16 protein-coding genes are annotated in these 18088 nt (G+C 50.6%); 6 read left to right on the forward strand and 10 right to left on the reverse strand.

Annotated features, from left to right (window positions below):
* Window positions 1–31: 31 nt before the first annotated feature.
* A complete protein-coding gene (locus tag ACYVJG_RS04965; RefSeq protein ID WP_460430067.1) occupies window positions 32–1144 on the reverse strand; it encodes an anhydro-N-acetylmuramic acid kinase in 1113 nt (370 codons plus the stop codon).
* Window positions 1144–2538, reverse strand: a complete 1395-nt coding sequence (locus ACYVJG_RS04970) for a peptidoglycan DD-metalloendopeptidase family protein (RefSeq protein WP_460430068.1) — start codon at window positions 2536–2538, stop codon at window positions 1144–1146. The genes ACYVJG_RS04965 and ACYVJG_RS04970 overlap by 1 nt, the downstream gene beginning before the upstream one ends.
* Window positions 2539–2637: 99 nt before the next feature.
* Here ACYVJG_RS04970 and tyrS point away from each other — a divergent pair, with 99 nt between their 5' ends.
* Genes tyrS through recJ form a run of 3 tightly spaced genes read left to right on the forward strand, consistent with a single transcriptional unit; the run spans window position 2638 to window position 6570 of the window.
* Window positions 2638–3840 carry a tyrosine--tRNA ligase gene (tyrS, locus tag ACYVJG_RS04975; protein WP_460430069.1) on the forward strand — a complete coding sequence of 401 codons (1203 nt, stop codon included), beginning with the start codon at window positions 2638–2640 and terminating at the stop codon, window positions 3838–3840.
* Complete coding sequence (locus ACYVJG_RS04980) at window positions 3840–4865, forward strand: hypothetical protein (RefSeq protein WP_460430070.1); 1026 nt, start codon at window positions 3840–3842, stop codon at window positions 4863–4865. Before tyrS ends, ACYVJG_RS04980 begins: the two co-directional genes overlap by 1 nt.
* Before the next feature lie 10 nt (window positions 4866–4875).
* A complete protein-coding gene (recJ, locus tag ACYVJG_RS04985; protein WP_460430071.1) occupies window positions 4876–6570 on the forward strand; it encodes a single-stranded-DNA-specific exonuclease RecJ in 1695 nt (564 codons plus the stop codon).
* Here the strand turns inward: recJ and ACYVJG_RS04990 are convergent.
* From ACYVJG_RS04990 to ACYVJG_RS05025, 8 genes are all read right to left on the reverse strand, one after another.
* Entirely contained in the window at window positions 6567–7376 is an 810-nt protein-coding gene (locus ACYVJG_RS04990; RefSeq protein ID WP_460430072.1) for a response regulator, read from the reverse strand. The genes recJ and ACYVJG_RS04990 overlap by 4 nt on opposite strands.
* A 230-nt stretch (window positions 7377–7606) precedes the next feature.
* The gene (locus tag ACYVJG_RS04995; protein WP_460430073.1) at window positions 7607–8398 is read right to left on the reverse strand and encodes a peptidylprolyl isomerase; all 792 of its coding nucleotides are present in this window, start codon (window positions 8396–8398) and stop codon (window positions 7607–7609) included.
* 68 nt (window positions 8399–8466) lie between these two features.
* Window positions 8467–9261, reverse strand: coding sequence for a peptidylprolyl isomerase (locus ACYVJG_RS05000; RefSeq protein ID WP_460430074.1), 795 nt, complete (start codon window positions 9259–9261; stop codon window positions 8467–8469).
* Between the two features lie 44 nt (window positions 9262–9305).
* A complete protein-coding gene (locus ACYVJG_RS05005) occupies window positions 9306–9569 on the reverse strand; it encodes a BolA family protein (protein ID WP_460430075.1) in 264 nt (87 codons plus the stop codon).
* Window positions 9569–9868, reverse strand: a complete 300-nt coding sequence (locus ACYVJG_RS05010; protein WP_460430076.1) for a YciI family protein — start codon at window positions 9866–9868, stop codon at window positions 9569–9571. Before ACYVJG_RS05010 ends, ACYVJG_RS05005 begins: the two co-directional genes overlap by 1 nt.
* Window positions 9868–10407, reverse strand: a complete 540-nt coding sequence (locus tag ACYVJG_RS05015; protein ID WP_460430077.1) for a septation protein A — start codon at window positions 10405–10407, stop codon at window positions 9868–9870. The genes ACYVJG_RS05010 and ACYVJG_RS05015 overlap by 1 nt, the downstream gene beginning before the upstream one ends.
* A 23-nt stretch (window positions 10408–10430) precedes the next feature.
* Window positions 10431–11390: an SPFH domain-containing protein gene (locus tag ACYVJG_RS05020; protein ID WP_460430078.1), complete on the reverse strand. Its 960-nt coding sequence runs from the start codon at window positions 11388–11390 to the stop codon at window positions 10431–10433.
* Window positions 11391–11402: 12 nt separating this feature from the next.
* The gene (locus ACYVJG_RS05025; protein ID WP_460430079.1) at window positions 11403–13502 is read right to left on the reverse strand and encodes a diguanylate cyclase domain-containing protein; all 2100 of its coding nucleotides are present in this window, start codon (window positions 13500–13502) and stop codon (window positions 11403–11405) included.
* 180 nt (window positions 13503–13682) lie between these two features.
* Between ACYVJG_RS05025 and ACYVJG_RS05030 the strand changes: the two genes are divergently transcribed.
* From ACYVJG_RS05030 to ACYVJG_RS05040, 3 genes are all read left to right on the forward strand, one after another.
* Window positions 13683–15497 (forward strand): GGDEF domain-containing protein, encoded by a 1815-nt coding sequence (locus ACYVJG_RS05030; protein ID WP_460430080.1) that lies wholly within the window; start codon window positions 13683–13685, stop codon window positions 15495–15497.
* Between the two features lie 88 nt (window positions 15498–15585).
* The gene (locus tag ACYVJG_RS05035; RefSeq protein ID WP_460430081.1) at window positions 15586–16782 is read left to right on the forward strand and encodes a branched-chain amino acid ABC transporter substrate-binding protein; all 1197 of its coding nucleotides are present in this window, start codon (window positions 15586–15588) and stop codon (window positions 16780–16782) included.
* Between the two features lie 301 nt (window positions 16783–17083).
* A complete protein-coding gene (locus ACYVJG_RS05040; protein WP_460430082.1) occupies window positions 17084–18088 on the forward strand; it encodes a hypothetical protein in 1005 nt (334 codons plus the stop codon).

Here is an 18088-nt window from a genome sequence, read left to right on the forward strand (position 1 = left end):
AATGACGGGCAATGAGATGGATTATAACGGCTTAAGCCGGATAATATGCGCCTAATCGCCGTGGGCCGCGTGCGCCAGTCACCGCTGGCAGGTTACCGGCATGACCAGCAAAAAATGCGTGTCCTAACCAAGCAAAGGCGACTGCTTCAACATCCATTTCGGGTATGCCCAAGGTGGCAGTAGTGCTAATCAAACGCGGGGTGAGTCGTTGTTGCAGTGCGGTGATCAAAGCATGATTGTATGCGCCGCCACCACAGATGAATACTGCTTCACTCTCGGTGGCATGATGTTCAATGGCTCGACTGAGGCTCTCCACAGTGAGCGCAAGCAAGGTGGCTTGCACATCAACCGCGCTTTCCTCGCCAGATAACAGACGCTGTAGCCATGCCAGTGAAAATAAATCACGCCCTGTGCTTTTGGGCGGGGGCAGACTGAAATACGGTTCGGCTAATAGACGGTGTAAGACATCGGGTAACACGCGACCTTGGCTGGCCCACTGCCCCCCTTCATCCCACGCCAGCCCTCGTTGTTGTTGAATCCAACCATCAAGCAACATATTACCGGGGCCGGTATCAAAACCAAGCACGGGGCGGTCGGGCGATAAAATGCTGATATTGGCAATGCCCCCGATATTAGCTACCACCCGCTGTTGTTGTGAATGGGCAAAAAAAGCCGCGTGGAAAGCCGGCACCAGCGGCGCACCTTGACCGCCAGCAGCAATATCACGACTGCGGAAATCTGCCACGACATCAATTCCACTGAGTTCGGCTAGGCGTGCTGGGTTGCCAATTTGCAGGGTATAACCTTGTTCAGGGACATGGCGGATGGTTTGGCCATGACACGCGATTGCCTTGATGGCGCTGGGGGGAAGTTGGCAAATGCTGAGTAATTGACCCACTACTTCAGCGTATAAGGTTGCCAATTGGTTACCCACACAGGCCGCTTGGTGTAACTCGCCGGCATGGGTGTCTTGTAGCCGCAATAAGGCCTGCCGTAGTGGGGCAGGGTAAGGCAAGTGGGCGCGGCCTAACACGCTCACCTGCTGTGGGGCAGGAAACTGGACTAATACCGCATCCACCCCATCGAGGCTGGTACCAGACATTAAACCAATAAACCGATCCTCGGCGTTGCAGTCAAATTGCATTATTCTGCCTGTGCCAGTTGTACTGGCAATTGTCGCAACATGGCCAGTTGCTGTTGATAGCGTTGTCCAACTTGTTTGAATTGGGCTAAGGCTGGGCCGCTTAAAGGCGGGGTTTTGAGGACGGTACTGCTTGGATCAACGGGTTGTTGATTAACGCGCACCTCAAAATGCAAATGCGGGCCTGTTGAACGACCCGTATTGCCAACATACCCAATAATGTCGCCTTCTTTTACCATTTTGCCGGGTTTGGCCTGTTCACCAAAACGGGATAGGTGGGCATATAGGGTTTGATAACGGGTTTGGTGACGCAAGGTGACAACATTGCCATAGCCATCTTGATATTCGGCACTGACCACCTGACCGGCGGCAGGCGCCCGCACAGGGGTGCCGATGGCGGCGGCGTAGTCAACCCCTTGGTGCATCCGCAATCCCCCTAACACCGGATGCACACGAATACCAAAACCAGAGGTAATGCGCGCCCCTTCAACCGGTTCGACGGTAAAGCCTTGTTTTAAGGGTTGGCCATTGCCGTCGTAGTAGCTGCCTGATTCACTGTCATGTTGATGATAAAACGCAGTGAAAGTCTGTTTGTCCCGTTGCACATTGGCGGCCAGCACTTGGCCATAGCCAATTAAATCGCCTTCGTAATACAACCGTTCAAACACCACTTGCACACTGTCGCCATTGCGTAAGCTCTGCAGTGCCATGCGGTCGGAGAAAATTTCTTGCAGCTGTTGTAAGACTTCTCGCGGCAGATCGGCGCGTTGGGCGGCTTGTTGGAAAGATTGTTTCCCCTGCAAGCGAATATGTGCCACACCCTCTAAGCGGCGCGGTTCAATCGCATCCGCATGGGTTTGCCAATGACCTTCGCGACGTTGCAACCAAACCAACTGCGTTTCACCTTGTGCGTCATCTTTTAGAAAGCGCACCGCGAATAACTGGCCTTGGTCGTTGGTTTGCACATGCAAAGTGGCGCCGGCTGGCAGTTTGAGCAAATCTTTCGACATCTCGTCTTGCTGTAACAAACTCGTGCTGTCTGCCCGTTGAATGCCAAGCCGACTCAAGACTGTCAATAAGCGGTCACCGCGTTGAATAATCTCAGCTCGCCAATAGCGATTGCCACTCATCGGCAAGGTATTGACGGTGGGTAGGGCGAGGCTTTCGGTGATCCATTCCCGACTGGGGGTGGCGTCGGTGGCGCTATTGGGCGCAATCGCAAAAGCTGTGGCCATCGCTAAAGCCGGTACAATCGCGGTTGCACTGAGCCAAGCAAGATGACTGCGCCAAGGGCTATCTTGATCGAAGAGAAAAGTCGCTTTTTGCGCTTGCGTGAGGGGTTTGCGATAATCCATGCCTGTTTCGCTGCATTGCAGGATAGCTAATAAACGACGCATCCTAGCAGAAAGCTGCCATCGGTGAAACTAGCGTGACTGGCAGATATTCAAAAGAAAACAAATGCTTGGCTATGGTTAAGTGATTTAGGACAACACATTATGAATGAAGCATTACAAGCGAACCTCGACATCATTCGTCGTGGTGCAGATGAAGTATTGATTGAAGCCGAATTGGTGGCCAAGTTACAAGAAAACCGCCCATTACGAGTCAAAGCTGGCTTTGACCCGACGGCACCTGATTTACATTTGGGTCACACCGTGGTGTTAACCAAAATGCGCCAACTACAAGACATGGGCCATCACATCATGTTTTTGATTGGTGACTTTACCGGCATGATTGGTGACCCTTCTGGCAAAAACACCACCCGCCCACCGCTGACACCCGAGCAGGTACAGGCGAATGCCAAAACCTATGCGGAACAAGTGTTCAAAATTCTTGATCCAGAAAAAACCGAAATTTGTTTTAACTCACATTGGCTAGGTCAGTTGGGGGCAGATGGCATGTTGAAACTGGCCGCCAGTACAACGGTGGCGCGGATGTTGGAACGTGATGATTTCCACAAGCGTTTTCACAGCAATCAGCCAATCTCAATTCATGAATTTATGTATCCACTGATGCAAGGCTATGATTCGGTGGCGATGAAGGCAGACATTGAGTTGGGCGGCACCGATCAGAAATTTAATTTGCTGATGGGGCGTACCCTACAACAACAACACGGGCAAAAGCCGCAGTGTGTGATCATGATGCCGTTGCTAGAAGGTTTGGATGGCGTTAACAAGATGTCTAAATCGTTGGGCAACTACATCGGTGTGTCAGAACCGGCGAACGAAATTTTTGGTAAAACCATGTCGGTGTCTGACACCTTGATGTGGCGCTGGTTTGATTTGCTGTCGCTGCGTTCGACCCAAGACATTGCCACTTTGAAAGCAGAAGTTGAAGCCGGCCGCAATCCTCGCGATGCTAAAGTGATGCTGGCGCAAGAATTGGTGGCGCGTTTCCACGATCAAGCGGCTGCGGATGCGGCTTTGGCCGATTTTGAAGCGCGTTTCCAGAAAAATGCGATTCCAGATGACCTCCCTGAAATCACGGTTACTGCCGAAGAGGGACAGATTGCGATTGCACGTTTATTAAAAGAAGCTGGTTTGGTCGCCAGCACGTCGGAAGCGTTGCGGATGATTGACCAAGGTGCGGTTAAAGCCGACGGTGAACGGGTGAGCGATAAGGGGTTGCAATTGGTGAGTGGAACTTGCACGGTGTTCCAAGTGGGTAAACGTAAATTTGCTAAGGTGACTGTCGCCTAATGCGTGCTTTAACGCTATTGATCCCCGGCTTGTCGTGGCCGCATGATGATGCGGCTGCGGTGTATCGCCATCTTGAAGCGCCGTGGTTGGCGCGTTGTTTGGGCCGCAGTCAGCTACAACCTGTCTCCCGCTCACGGGCAGAGTATTACCAAACTTGGTTTGGTGTCTCTGATGTGCCGGAGGTGGCGCTCTCTGCCCATTACGATGGGCTGTCAATTAAGGACGGCTATTATCTGCGGGCCGATCCTGTGCATGTTCAGATCACCCAAGAGGGAATGCGGCTGGTGGGGCCGGATGTGTTGACCTTCTCTTTGGCTGAGGCTGAAGCATTGGCGGCCACATTAAATGCCAGCTTTGCCACCGAAGGGATGCGGTTTTTGACGCCCACGCCTGATCGCTGGTATGTCCACCTTGCGGCACCACCACAGGCGGTATTCACCCCATTGCAACAGGCCATTTTGCGTGACATGCGGCAGGCGATGCCGACGGGGGCCGAGGGTAAGCGTTGGTCACGCTATCTCAACGAAGTCCAGATGTTGTGGTTTGAACATCCTGTGAATCAACAACGTGAACAACAGGGTGAACCAGCATTAAATAGCGTCTGGTTTTGGGGAGAAACAACGCCGTTGCCTACACAGGTGGCCAAACCCAATTTTTCTCATATTGCCACCGAGCAACCGGTTTTGGCGGCATTGGCACAACTTAGCCATACCCCACTCGATAGCGCACCATACGACTATGCGGCGGCAGTATCGACTTGGCCGGAACAGGCTGAGGTTTTAGTGGAGTTAGATAGCCTCGATTGTCCAGCGCGTTATGAGGACGTCTATCAATGGTTGCAACGTATGGCCATCTTGGAAGAAAACTGGTTTGCACCGGCATGGCAAGCGTGGTCGAGCGGCCAATTATCCCGTCTTACCTTGATTGCACCAGACCATAACGGTTTTGTGGCACAGCTCACCGCCGGTATGCGCTGGCAAATTTGGCGGCGGCCACGCCCCCTGACGGTATTTTCTGCAGAATAGGAACGAGGCCATGTCGGATATTGTGGTACGTCCAGTGCCAGAAAGCGCAACGCGATTACAACAACAGGGGATATCGCCGTTGCTGGCGCGGATTTTTGCTGCCCGAGGGGTGCAAGACCGTGCCGAGCTAGAAACGCGCTTGAATCATCTCGTCCCATTCCACGATCTGCACAATATCGAAGCGATGGCGCGGCGGTTGGCAGATGCAATTGCTGCTCAGCAAACCCTGACCGTGATCGCTGACTATGATGCCGATGGTGCAACGGCGTGTGCCTGTGCGGTGCGTGGTTTGCGTGCGATGGGGGCACAGGTTAATTATCTGGTCCCCAATCGTTTTGAATATGGCTATGGACTGACTCCCGAAATTGTTGACCTTGCCTTGCGTGTTTGCCAACCCAAGCCGCAGCTATTGTTGACTGTGGATAATGGGATTGCCAGTGTGGACGGGGTGGAGCACGCCCATCGTTTGGGCTTAGAAGTCCTGATTACCGATCATCACTTACCGGGTGAGCAAGTCCCCACGACATTGATTGTCAACCCCAATCAAACCGGCTGTCCCTTCCCTAGCAAACATTTGGCTGGGGTGGGGGTGATGTTTTATGTGTTGATGGCATTGCGTGCCGAGTTGCGACAGCGTGGTGCATTTGCGACACGGCCAGAACCCAATCTGGCGCAATGGTTAGACTTGGTTGCCCTTGGCACGGTGGCTGATGTGGTGCGTTTGGATGCGAACAACCGTATTTTGGTACAACAAGGTTTGTTGCGTATGCGACAAGGACAGTGTGCCGAGGGGATTCGGGCTCTATTTGAAGTCAGTGGCCGCCAGCTGGGTCGTGCCAGTGCCTTTGACTTGGGCTTTACCCTTGGCCCGCGCTTGAATGCCGCAGGTCGATTAGACGATATGAGCGTGGGAATTGAATGTTTATTAACGGATGATCGACTTCGCGCACAACAACTGGCGCAACAACTTGACGAACTCAACCGTGAACGGCGGCAAATTGAAGGGGGGATGCAGCAAGAAGCATTAGCGGCTTTGCCAGACAACCTAGACGACAGCCGCTATAGCGTAGCGATGTTTCGTGATGACTGGCATCAGGGAGTGGTAGGAATTGTGGCTGCGCGCTTGCGTGAACGTTTCCACCGGCCTTGCTTTGTGTTTGCTCCTGCTGATGACGATCAAATTAAAGGCTCGGGTCGTTCTATTCCGGGCTTTCATTTGCGCGATGCCGTGGATTGGATTGCCAAACGCTATCCCGACTTAATTCAACGCTTTGGTGGCCATGCAATGGCGGCGGGGGTGGCGCTACGCGAACAAGATTTTCCACGTTTTGCTGCTGCCTTTGAAGAAGTCGCGCAACTATGGCTGGATGAATACCATCTCACTCGCCGTATTGAAACTGATGGTGCTTTGTTGGCAGAGGACATGACTTTACAACAAGCAGAACAGTTAGACAGTTTGATTTGGGGGCAAGGTTTTCCGCCACCGTTATTTAGTGGTGAATTTACTGTGCTTGCACAGCGCGTGGTTGCCGAGAAACATCGTAAACTGAGCTTGGGCTTTGCTAACCAAACGTGGGATGCGATTTTTTTCAATCACCCCGACCCCTTGCCCAATGTCATCCAAGCGGTTTATCAATTACAGGTCAACGAATTTCGGGGGCAACGGCGTGTGCAATTGTTGTTACAGCACGCCATACCCGTTTAGCCGCCCGAGGTTAACACTTGCACCACCAATTCACGAACACGCGATGGATCAAACGGCTTATCAAAAATAGCTGATACGCCGGCTTGTTCGACGGCTGCTAGCCGGCTTTCGTCTTGCTCACTTGATACCATCAACACCGGTACGGAAGCCTGCCAGCTTTGTTGACGGATATATTCGACCAAGGCTCGCCCGTCCATTTCCGGCATGTTGTAGTCGGTGACAACAAGATCGACATAATTTTCTGACAATACCGCGACGGCTTCTTTGCCGTTGCCGGCTTCAAAAAAGTTTTGAATTTTTAGCTGTTCAAAGACATGGCGGATAAAATGCCGCGCCGAACGGCTGTCATCCACAATCAACACCCTCAGTGCATCAAAATCAAGCTCGATGGGTAGGGCATTGTTGGTGGGGGCGATATATTCGAGGGTGGCACGCAGCGCGGTGGCCAGTTGAAAATCAGTGAACGGCTTAGGCAAGATGGCCGAGGCGCCGGATTGACGGACAGGTTCTAACACCTGTGGGCGGGTTTCACTAGAAATCAGAATAAAAGCGAGATCGGCAAGAAACGGTGCTTCACGGATTTGTGTAATTAAATCAGAGCCCGACATATCAGGTAGATACATGGCACTGATCAGTAGATCGACAGGGGCGCGTTCTAGTTCGACTAAGGCTTCTTGTCCCTGACAAACATGCCTCACCATGACGACGCCTTGTTTTGCTAAATGCTCCTGAATTAAGCGTGCTTGAATCAGAGAGGGTTCAACCAGCACAACAGAAATATCTTGCAAAGTGTTGACGAAGCTCACGGCGGTTCCTTAGCGAAAGAATCTGGCTGCAACGATTATAACGACCATCTACAAAAATGACATGATGCGAAAAGAAAAGAAAATGAGGTATTGCACGAGTATTTTTCAAATAAAACAAAAAATAATATAAATTCGTGTTTCACAGTATGACAAAAAACAAAAAAGCGACAGTTTATCCATTCCACTGTCGCTTTTTTCAATCAAGTTGGCAGCGTGGTTGCTGCCGCATATCAATTCACTTTGGCTGTTTGTTTCAGCTGGTTGAGATGTCCTTGCAGACGCTCATTCTGAATTTGTTGTGTCAGTTGGGCACGGATGCCTTCTAATGGTGGGAATTCGCTGTCGCGAACATCACCCAACTGAATAATATGCCAACCAAACTGGCTCTTGACCGGCGTTGCCGTGATTTGTCCGCGTTCGAGCTTCATCATGGCTGCAGCAAAAGCTTGGTCGAGCACATTGGGCATCATCCAGCCCAAATCGCCGCCTTTTTCTTTGCTACCGGCGTCTAATGACTTGGCTTTTGCCAATTCATCAAAGCGTTTGCCTTTTTTCAGGTCTTCCAACAAAGCAACCGCCTCTGCTTCAGTGGCAACCAAAATATGGCGTGGGTGATACTCTTTTTGTGCCATTTGTGCTTTTAAGCGTTCATAGCGGGTGCGCAATTCGGCTTCGCCGATAGGATTGGTGCGAACCCAGTTACGCACATACATATTGGCTAATAAACGAGCAGATAAGCCTTCTAACTCTGCTTTGTATTCCGCTGTTTTATCCAAGCCTTTTTGTGTCGCCTGCTGGCGCAACAACTCGGTCATGATCAGTTCATCACGCACCATCGCACGCACTTCGGCGGTGTCTGGCTGACCTTGGCTGGTTAATTGACGCATCATGGCTTCGGCACGTGCCTGTGGGATAGCCATGCCATTGACAGTGGCAACAGTATTATTTGCGGCGAAGACGGAAGCACTACAGCCAACAGCAAGGACAGCCGCAAGAACAGTTTTTGAAAACAGATTACGCATAGAGAGATTTTCTTATGAGAAAACGGCCCGTTGATACGGGCCATTGAGATCAACAAAACGAGATTAGCTTACTGGATTTTTGCTTTGTTGCGCAGCTCGATTAACACTTTCTCGATTTGTGCACTTTGCATTTGACGTTGCAGCTGTGGGCGCACTTCTTCAAAAGTTGGCACTTTTGCATCGCGGATGTCTTCTACTTTAAAGACATGGAAGCCAACGTCAGAGCGCAAGGCTTGGCTGCTCACTTGGTTTTTACCCAAGGCTTTGAGGGCATCGGCTAACTGTGGTGGGACTGCGCCGAGGTTGACCCAGCCCATTTCACCGCCAGTGCGTTTTGCTGCAGGATCTTTCGATTTTTGTTTGGCCAATTCGTCAAACTTGCCGCCTTTTTTGAGTTGGGCAATGACTTCTTGTGCTTCAGCTTCGCTGTTCAACACGATTTGACGTGCGCGCATTTCTTTTTGTCCCGCTAAACGGGCTTTGATGCGGTCGTATTCGGTTTTGACTTGTGCTTCTGTCACAGGGTTTTGTTTGGCAATATCTTCAAACAAAGCTTGTTGTAACAAGTCTTTGCGGAAAATTTCCATCCGATTTTTGAATTCAGGGGTTTTTTCTAAGCCACGGCGGTTGGCTTCTTGCAAGATGACTGTGCGGTTAATCATCTGTTGCTTCAGCTCGGCACGCAATTCTGGCGAATCTTTGACCCGTCCACCGCTGCTATTTACCACTTGTTGAGCAAACGCATCTAATTCCGCTTGTGGAATCTCTGTGCCATTGACGACTGCGGCCACTTTATCGTTAGCGAAGGCCGCCGTGCTTAAACTGGCAGCCAAACATAAAGCAGCGATTTGAGTCAGACGCATATCAGGTCCTTTAAGACAAATTCAGAAAAAAGCAACGACCAGTGTTAAATTTCACCAGGTGCATAGGTTTTAAGCGCTAGGGCATGGATAGTATGCGGCATTAAGTCCTGCAACAAGTCATACACTTGGCGATGGCGGGCAACGCGGTTTTTACCAACAAAAGCAGCGCTGACAATCGTTAAGGTATAGTGCCCGCCCCCGCCTGCCGCACCGGCATGGCCCTGATGGGCAGCGCTATCATCATCGAGATCGCACAACTCTGGCTGTAATACGGTCAGACGCTGATGGATTTCTTGTGCGACATCCATTAGGGCAAAACCTTTTTAAAAGGCTTGACCTCGACGGAAGCATACACGCCAGCAGCTAAGTAAGGGTCGGCATCAGCCCATGCTTGGGCGTCGATCAAAGAAGGAAACTCCGCCACAATCAGGCTACCCGTAAACCCTGCTGCACCCGGATCGGGGCTATCAATTGCCGGTAACGGGCCAGCCATGATTAAGCGGCCTTCGGTTTGTAGCGCTTGCAGACGTGCCAGATGCGCTGGCCGGCTTGCTAAACGTTGCGCGAGTGAGTCGGGGACATCTTTCCCCAAGATCATATACAACATCACGTTTTATCGTCTTCCATATAACGTGCCAGCACAACACCTTGTGCCAACACAAAAGCAAACATCAATCCCATGCCACCAAATAGCTTGAAATTGACCCAGATTTCTTCACTGAACTGATACGCCACAAACAGATTTAAGCCGCCCATGGCCAAGAAAAAGCCCACCCACGCCAGCGTCAAACGCGACCACAGCGGATCAGGCAGGTTGAGGTGTTGACCTAACATGGCGCGTAAAGGTTGCCGCCGCAAGACCCAATGGGCAAAGCCAAGGCCAAGGCCCATCAACCAATAGAGGACGGTGGGTTTCCACATAATAAAAGCTTTATTGTGCAACAACAGTGTTGCACCACCGAGCACCAACATTAACGCCAGAGAGACCCATTGCATGGTTTCAACGCGCCGAGTTCGTAGCCAAGTGATACCGACTTGTAAACAGGTCGCGACAATGGCAACACCCGTTGCAATAAACATGTCGCGGGTGAGGTAAAACGCAGCAAAAAACAGGATGACCGGAAAGAGGTCGGAGAGAAATTTCATAGTGAACGATTATCCTCGCAAGCTCACAGCCTTGGCAAGTGAGGGTCAGTGCTTGCTTTAATAGTGTTGAGTGCTGTGGCGACAATCCCCGCCACATCTGCCGTATTAGCAGGAATAATGAGTGTGTTACTTTCTTTGGCCAATTGTGAGAAAGCCTGAACATATTGTTCGGCCACTTTCCAATTGACTGCTTCAATGCCGCCGTTTTGTTGTAACGCTTGTGCGACTTTGGCGATGGCCTCGGCGTTGGCTGCTGCGACTAAGCGAATGGCTTCAGCATCCCCCATGGCTTTATTAATCCGTGCTTGTTTTTCACCCTCCGATTGATTGATTAACGATTGTTGTTCGCCTTCCGATTTACGAATCGCGGCTTCGCGCTCACCAGTGGCTAAGTTAATTTGCTCTTGTTTGCGACCTTCGCTAGAAGCAATCAGGGCGCGCTTTTCGCGCTCGGCAGTGATTTGTTGTTGCATCGAGTGCAAAATTTCTTTGGGTGGCACAAGGTCTTTAATTTCATAACGCAATACTTTCACGCCCCACGTGATTGCCGCTTCATCCAATGCCGCCACCACTGCACGGTTGATTTCATCCCGTTCTTCAAAGGTTTTATCTAATTCCATGCGCCCGATCACTGAACGCAGCGTGGTTTGTGCCAACTGAGTGATTGCAAGAATATAGTCGCTGCTGCCATAGCTGGCGCGTTGTGGATCGGTGACCTGAAAATACAAAATGCCATCCACTGTCAATTGTGTATTGTCGCGAGTAATGCAAATTTGGCTCGGTACATCTAACGGAATTTCTTTCAGAGAATGGCGATAGGCCAAGCGATCCACAAAAGGAATGATGATATTTAAGCCCGGCGATAACACTGCGTGAAAACGGCCGAGACGCTCGACCACAAAAGCGGTCTGTTGAGGAACCACTTTGATCGCTTTGGCCAATACGATGACCACAGCAAGAGCCAGCAACACCATCACTTCCATAGCTGTTTTCCTTTAGATTGAAACAGACGGTTGGGCACGATTTTGTGCCAGTTGGCATTGGTTTTTACCATTGCGTTTCACTTGATACATGGCATCATCCGCTGCATGTAACAAGGCTTTGACTTCGGTGGCATGATCTGGATACAGCGCGATGCCGATGCTGGCACTTAAATCAAACTCGCGTTCTCCCACCGGATAGGGTTGTTTCAAGACATCTAGCACATGTTGTGCCACGGTGAGCGCATCTTCTGGTCGTTGGATATCATGCAAAATCACCGCAAACTCATCCCCGCCCAAGCGGGCTGGCTGATCGCTGGCCCGTAAACTCTGTTTAATACGCTGCGCCGCCTCTTTTAACACCTCATCGCCAATGGCGTGGCCTGCCTCATCATTCACTGCTTTAAAACCATCCAAGTCGATAAATAATACCGCAAAGTGCATGGATTGATGCCGTTTTGCATGATGAATTGCCTGTTCCACCTGTTCGCGCAATAAGGTACGGTTGGCTAAACCGGTCAGTTCGTCATGTAACGCCATATATTGCAAGCGCGATTCCAAGCGTTTTTGTTCACTTAAATCGACAAAGGCAATCAGCTGCCAATCGTCAAATTGCACCATGTGACATTGCAAAATGGCTTGTTGTCCGTTTGGGTGTTGGGCATGAAATTCAAACGGTGGAATTTCCCCACCATGCCGAATGACATTGCTGATTTGTTGTTGCCAATATTCTTGCAGATAGCTGCTGCGTTCAGGCGCACATTGCGCCCAAAAAGTGGCCATGTCTTGCAGTTGTTCTCGTTGATAGCCAAAGGTCGCAACAAATTTTGGATTTAATAAAATAAATTGTTGGGTATCCGCATTGACCAACGCCAGCGCAATCGGTAGATGCGTCATCATGCCTTGTAAACGTTCATTCGCAGCGTGGATGCGGCCTTGATCGCGGAGGCGGGCGGCTTCAATGTGTTGGCTGGTGGCAATTTGTCCGGCTAACTCGCGGTTCAAGCGCAAAATATACGCCACAGCAAACAGCCCTAACACCATGCACAATACCCCGCCGGCAATGGTGTAGCGTAACCAAGTCGGTAGGGTTTCTTTGACTGGCGGGTGATAGAGAAAGCCGTCTAGTGAAAACTTGGCTGGCAGCATATTTAGGTCGGCATAGGTGCGGGCAATGTGTTGCCACCGCCCTTGGTGCATGTGGCCGACTTCGATTAAGTCCGGTTGAATCAACTCTTGCATTTTTTGGTGTTCAAAGCGCAAATGCGCTGCCGATTTTTGCGTTTGATAGCGTTGTTGTAACCACTGGATCACTTCTTCTGGATGATTGAGAGCATATTCCCAACCTTTTAAGCTAGCCTTACGAAAGGCCTCGACTTGTTTTGGGTAATTGGCAATAGTGTCTTCGGTGGTGAACAAAATCTCGCCATAAAAATCAATGCCGACATGACGTGGGTTAAACACCTGAAAAGGCTCACCTTGTTGTTGTAACAAAAAGGGTTCATCTGTCAGATAGCCCGACATGGCGGCGACGCGGTCTTCGGTGAAGGCGCGGATACCAAAGTTATGCGCCACCGGTGTCATGGTGCCAATATCAATTTTTTCTCGCTGTAAATAGGCATACAGTTCATCTGCATGTGATTCGATCATGACCTTTTTGCCGTGCAAATTGGGAAACACTCCAGGGCGGTCGTCACTGCTGGGCACTGGCCGTGTGATAAAAATTTGTGCTGAGTGCTGAAAGATGGCTGCCATCGCTACCACCGGATGCCCTTGGGCTCGCAGCGGTAACAAACTGGTGCTGCTAATCCCAAAATCAGCATGACCCGCTAACACTTCTTTGACCACATCGGTATCGGGGGTGGCCTCAACCAGTTGTACTTCTAAACCCGCTTCGCGATAAAAGCCTTTTTGTACGGCGGCGTAATAGCCTGCAAACTGAAATTGGTGTTGCCATTTCAGTTGCAGTACGAAACGATGGAGGGGGCTGTTTGCTGGAGGCGGAGACGGGGCTGGATTAGCTAGGCTGTGGCCGAAACAGAACAACAGTCCCGCACCTAACATCAGCAGGGTATGCCAACAGGGGGCAAACAACGACAGACGAAAAGTAGGCATGGTCTTGGTCACAGTTTGGCAGCGATGTAAAAGCATTATATTGTTGTTTCCGCTGGTTTACGCTGATTTTGAAATTTTTTCTCAAATTTCAGGTACTGCGAATGACCTGTCAAAAAAAATTCATCATCACTCGCTACACTGTATCCCTTAGCTCACTGCCTTGCGATAAGGGTTGTCAACATGCTTACCCGTGAACTGCCTCAATCTTCTCTCCCCGAAAAACTTGAACCTGCGTTGATTGGCGAACTGATTGCCATCATCGAGGGCGAGCGTCTGACACCCGTGTTTCAACCGATTGTCGATTTTTCCACCTCCTCTATCATCGGTTACGAGGGCCTAATTCGCGGCCCGGCATCAAGCCGTTTGTATTCGCCGCAGGATTTATTTGAAGTCGCAGGTCGCTGCAATATGACGCAAGCGCTCGAGCGAACTTGCTTTGCCGCCGTGCTCGAACGCTTTGTTGAACTCGATTTGAAGGGGTCGCTGTCGATTAATTTGGGGCCGGATACGGTACAAACTGAGTCTTTTCACCCAGACCGATTGGTGCCACAGTTGCTCAAACAGGGGCTATCCCCACAGCGTTTAATTATTGAGTTGACCGAAAGCCGACCCTTTGGTCAATTTGAAACTTTACGCAATCGTTTACATGCTTATCGTCAACAGGGTTTACGAGTGGCATTAGATGATTTGGGTGAAGGTTTTTCCAATCTGCGTAGTTGGGCAGAAATTTCCCCTGATTTTGTGAAGCTGGATAAGTTTTTTATCCAAAACATCGACGAAAACCCGATTCATCGGCACTTTTTAACCAGTATTATTCAACTTGCTGAGCATAATGGTTGCCATGTGGTGGCCGAAGGCGTGGAAACCCAAGCTGAATATCAAACCCTGCGTGACCTTGGCGTCAATTTTGGGCAGGGCTATTTTTTCGGTAAACCATCGGCCTTACCTGCTCGTCAGTTTCAAATCCGTCATCACCAACACAGTCCTTTTGGCCAGCAAGAAAGCAATTTAATCATTGTAACGGCAGATCGAGCGGGGGATTTATTGGTGGCGGTGGATACCCTTGCTTCACATGCTCCAGCTGACACCGCCTATCGCTTATTTGCCGAAGATGCCGATTTGTTCGCTATTCCGGTGGTGGATGATGGCCGACCAGTCGGTTTGTTGCGGCGACATCATGTGCTCGAAACCTTTGCACGCCCGTTTAGCCGCGAGCTATATGCGAAAAAACCCTGTGCTGGGATGATGGATCCTAAACCCTTGATTGTTGACGCTTCGATGAGTATTCAAACCTTGTCGAGCATTGTGGTGGCGGCAGAACGCCGTTACTTGATTGATGGCTTTATCATCACCGATCAAGGGCGTTATCTCGGCATGGGAACGGGCTTTGACTTGATGAAAAAAATCAACGAAATCCAAATTCGTGCTGCCCGTCATGCCAATCCACTGACAGGGTTGCCCGGGAATGTGCCGATTAACGAAGCGATTGACCAAGAGTTACTGACAGGGCGGTTATTCACGGTTGCTTATTGTGATTTAGATCACTTTAAACCGTTTAATGATTTATACGGTTTTAGTCAAGGCGATGAATTGATTCAATTTACCGGCCATCTGTTATTAGAACATGCCGACCCTAATCAGGATTTTGTCGGCCATGTCGGTGGTGATGATTTTATTGTGTTATTTCGCAGTGACGATTGGGAAGCCCGTTGCCGTGGGATTTTGGCGGCTTTTGAACAACAGGTGAAACGTTTTTTCCGGCCAGAACATTTAGATCTTGGTGGATTTTTAGCGGTGCAGCGCAATGGTGAGAGTGCTTTTTTACCCTTGACGGCATTATCAATTGGTGCGATTCGGATTGAACCAACGCTCTATCATTCACACCGTGATATTTCTGCTGTTGCCGCCGAAGCGAAAAAAGTGGCGAAAAAAACCAGTGGTTGCAGCCTATTTATCGAACGTCGGCAACCCGAATTGGGTGGTAAGTTAAGCTAAAGGCATATGTGGCAATGTGATTGACAGTCTGGCAAAGCACTCATAATAATCATCCCCGTTCCCTTAAGCTCACGTGAAGGATGTCCCCATGAAGTATGCTCGTTTAACCCTGATTGCCTCTGCTGTATTAGCGTTGTCCGCCTGCGGTAAATCCGAGGCCCCTAAGCCTGCCGCCGATGCTGCGGCTCCGGCACCTGCTGCGGCAGCGCCTGCTGAAGAAACCACCGTTCTGATCGGTAGTGTTGCACCATTGACTGGCCCGATTGCCCACTTAGGGAAAGATAACGAGTCCGGTGCCCGTTTGGCGGTGGACGAGATTAATGCCGAAGGGTTAACCATCGGTGGCAAAAAAGTGCGTCTGGAGTTGGTGTCTGAAGATGACCAAGCCGACCCGAAAATTGCAACCCAAGTGGCACAACGCTTGGTGGACAAAAAAGTGGTGGGCGTGATTGGTCACTTGAATTCCGGTACCACCATCCCAGCATCGAAAATTTATGCTGACGCGGGCATTCCACAAATTTCGCCTTCCTCTACCAACCCTGCTTACACCCAGCAAGGTTTCAAGACCGCTTACCGTGTGGTGGCAAACGATGTGCAACAAGGCGCATCGTTGGGTAACTTTGCGGTAGAAAGCCTCAAAGTGAAAAATGTGGCGGTGATTGATGACCGCACTGCCTATGGTCAAGGGATTGCTGACGAATTCGTGAAGGCTGCCGAGGCCAAAGGTGCGAAAGTGGTGAAGCGTGAGTTCACCTCTAACACCGCCACCGACTTTATGGCGATTTTGACGTCTATCAAAGCTGCGAAGCCTGATCTGGTGTTCTTTGGTGGGATGGACGCTCAGGGCGGTCCATTGGCAAAACAGATGAAGAAATTGGGCATCGAAGTCAAATTGTTGGGTGCTGACGGGATCTACTCGCCAGAATTCCTGAAATTGGCTGGCGAAGCTGCCGAAGGTCACTACGCCTCCTTCATCGGTATGCCACGCGATCAAATGCCGGGGTTTGCTTCGTTTAACGAAAAATTCAAAGCCAAGTATGGCGAAGTGCAAATGTACTCGCCTTATGCCTATGACGCAGTGCGCGTGATGGTCGATGCGATGAAAAAAGCCGACTCGGTTGATCCGGCTACGTTTGCTCCAAAACTGGCTGAAACCGAATATGCTGGTGTGACCAGCAAGGTCAAGTTTGACGACAAGGGCGACTTGGTGAACGGTGCTGTGACGGTGTACCAAGTGAAAGACGGCAAGTGGGAAACCCTGCAAACCGTGGGTGGCATGAAATAAGCTAAGCTTGATGACCCGAAAAACCCCGATGTCACCACATCGGGGTTTTTTTCGCTCTCAGCTGTGGCATGATTGTCGTATCGTAAGCGTTTGCCTTGCGATGACCTCATCAGTTTTGATGAACGGCTGGCAACCGTAACTGCTCTACCCGTGGCGAATCCAGCCGGTAACGGCGGTGCTATTTCTGGAGGGGTTCTAGAGATAGTCGGGAAGGTGATGCCTGTTTGAGTGCATCTGTGAACACAAACAGGAAGAGAATCATGCGCCCATGCGTGTACTTTCTTGAGAGCGGTGAATCCCTATGAAGCCCAATACCGAGGCCTTTTATCAAAAAGCGGCAATTGCCCTGACTGAAAAACTGAATGCACTTTTACTTGAACTAGACCCAAACACCTCTCTACGCCAACCCAACGACTATGATGCGGATGCTGACTTGCTTGATGTCAGTTCTGCTGATTTGGGGAAACAACCGGCGGCACCAAGCCATGCTTGGAAGCTGTGTTTTGTGTTGGTGCAGAAAATCAAAGACGTGCGCGCAGAGATCGATCAGGCGAAATTGGCCGAAAACGATGCTGTGTTATTGTTAGAAGAACATCTGAGCGCGGTGTTAGATTCGCAAGAAGTGGCTGCTTTGGCTTCGCTGTTGTCCGGTGCGGCAGTCAAACCCTCTGCAACACCGGTAGAAGAGATGGCCAGTCTGGTATCAGAAACCCCTGACGTGGTGGAAGCACCTGCCGTAGAAGACAACCCAAGTGCTGACGCTGAGGTCATGGCGGAGGTGACCGCTGCTGCTGAGTCGATTGCAAGCGATATGCCAGTCGAAGCCGTGACAGAAGCCGACGCTGCCCCAGAATTTCCCGTGGCCTTTGACGATGAAGAGGCTGTCGTGGCAAGCGATAGCGCCTTGCTAGACTCGCAAGAAGTGGCGGCCATGTTGCAAGCAGCCGGTGAAATGCCTACCCCTGCTTCTGAAACATCAGCAGTCGAGGCCTTTTTAGCGGCAGCCGATGAAATCACTGCTACGGCACAGGCTTCGGCTGCGTCTGTCGATGAGACAGCGGAGGAGGCTTTCCCTGATTTGGGCTTGGCACAGCAAGAACCGGTTGCCGTGGAAGCGACACCAGAAGAAATTGCTGCTTTGGTGCAAGCTGAAGGTTTGGTGAACGCTAAACCAGTGAGCGAATTTGAAGCGGATTTGCAAGAAGACATGACCGCTATGGCTGCGGTTGCAACGGGAGAAAGTGATCCAACGGTGGCAGGGGAATCGGTAGCTTTAGAATTTACCGCCGCTGCGCCACGCGTGTAA

It is taken from the genome of Aquaspirillum soli (assembly GCF_054781915.1).

Bases quoted from the DNA above. Each gene is read 5' to 3' on its own strand.
- ACYVJG_RS04965 (WP_460430067.1), bottom strand. From the start codon at position 1,144: ATGCAATTTGACTGCAACGCCGAGGATCGGTTTATTGGTTTAATGTCT.
- ACYVJG_RS04970 (WP_460430068.1), bottom strand. From the start codon at position 2,538: ATGCGTCGTTTATTAGCTATCCTGCAATGCAGCGAAACAGGCATGGAT.
- tyrS (WP_460430069.1), top strand. From the start codon at position 2,638: ATGAATGAAGCATTACAAGCGAACCTCGACATCATTCGTCGTGGTGCA.
- ACYVJG_RS04980 (WP_460430070.1), top strand. From the start codon at position 3,840: ATGCGTGCTTTAACGCTATTGATCCCCGGCTTGTCGTGGCCGCATGAT.
- recJ (WP_460430071.1), top strand. From the start codon at position 4,876: ATGTCGGATATTGTGGTACGTCCAGTGCCAGAAAGCGCAACGCGATTA.
- ACYVJG_RS04995 (WP_460430073.1), bottom strand. From the start codon at position 8,398: ATGCGTAATCTGTTTTCAAAAACTGTTCTTGCGGCTGTCCTTGCTGTT.
- ACYVJG_RS05000 (WP_460430074.1), bottom strand. From the start codon at position 9,261: ATGCGTCTGACTCAAATCGCTGCTTTATGTTTGGCTGCCAGTTTAAGC.
- ACYVJG_RS05005 (WP_460430075.1), bottom strand. From the start codon at position 9,569: ATGGATGTCGCACAAGAAATCCATCAGCGTCTGACCGTATTACAGCCA.
- ACYVJG_RS05010 (WP_460430076.1), bottom strand. From the start codon at position 9,868: ATGTTGTATATGATCTTGGGGAAAGATGTCCCCGACTCACTCGCGCAA.
- ACYVJG_RS05015 (WP_460430077.1), bottom strand. From the start codon at position 10,407: ATGAAATTTCTCTCCGACCTCTTTCCGGTCATCCTGTTTTTTGCTGCG.
- ACYVJG_RS05020 (WP_460430078.1), bottom strand. From the start codon at position 11,390: ATGGAAGTGATGGTGTTGCTGGCTCTTGCTGTGGTCATCGTATTGGCC.
- ACYVJG_RS05025 (WP_460430079.1), bottom strand. From the start codon at position 13,502: ATGCCTACTTTTCGTCTGTCGTTGTTTGCCCCCTGTTGGCATACCCTG.
- ACYVJG_RS05030 (WP_460430080.1), top strand. From the start codon at position 13,683: ATGCTTACCCGTGAACTGCCTCAATCTTCTCTCCCCGAAAAACTTGAA.
- ACYVJG_RS05035 (WP_460430081.1), top strand. From the start codon at position 15,586: ATGAAGTATGCTCGTTTAACCCTGATTGCCTCTGCTGTATTAGCGTTG.
- ACYVJG_RS05040 (WP_460430082.1), top strand. From the start codon at position 17,084: ATGAAGCCCAATACCGAGGCCTTTTATCAAAAAGCGGCAATTGCCCTG.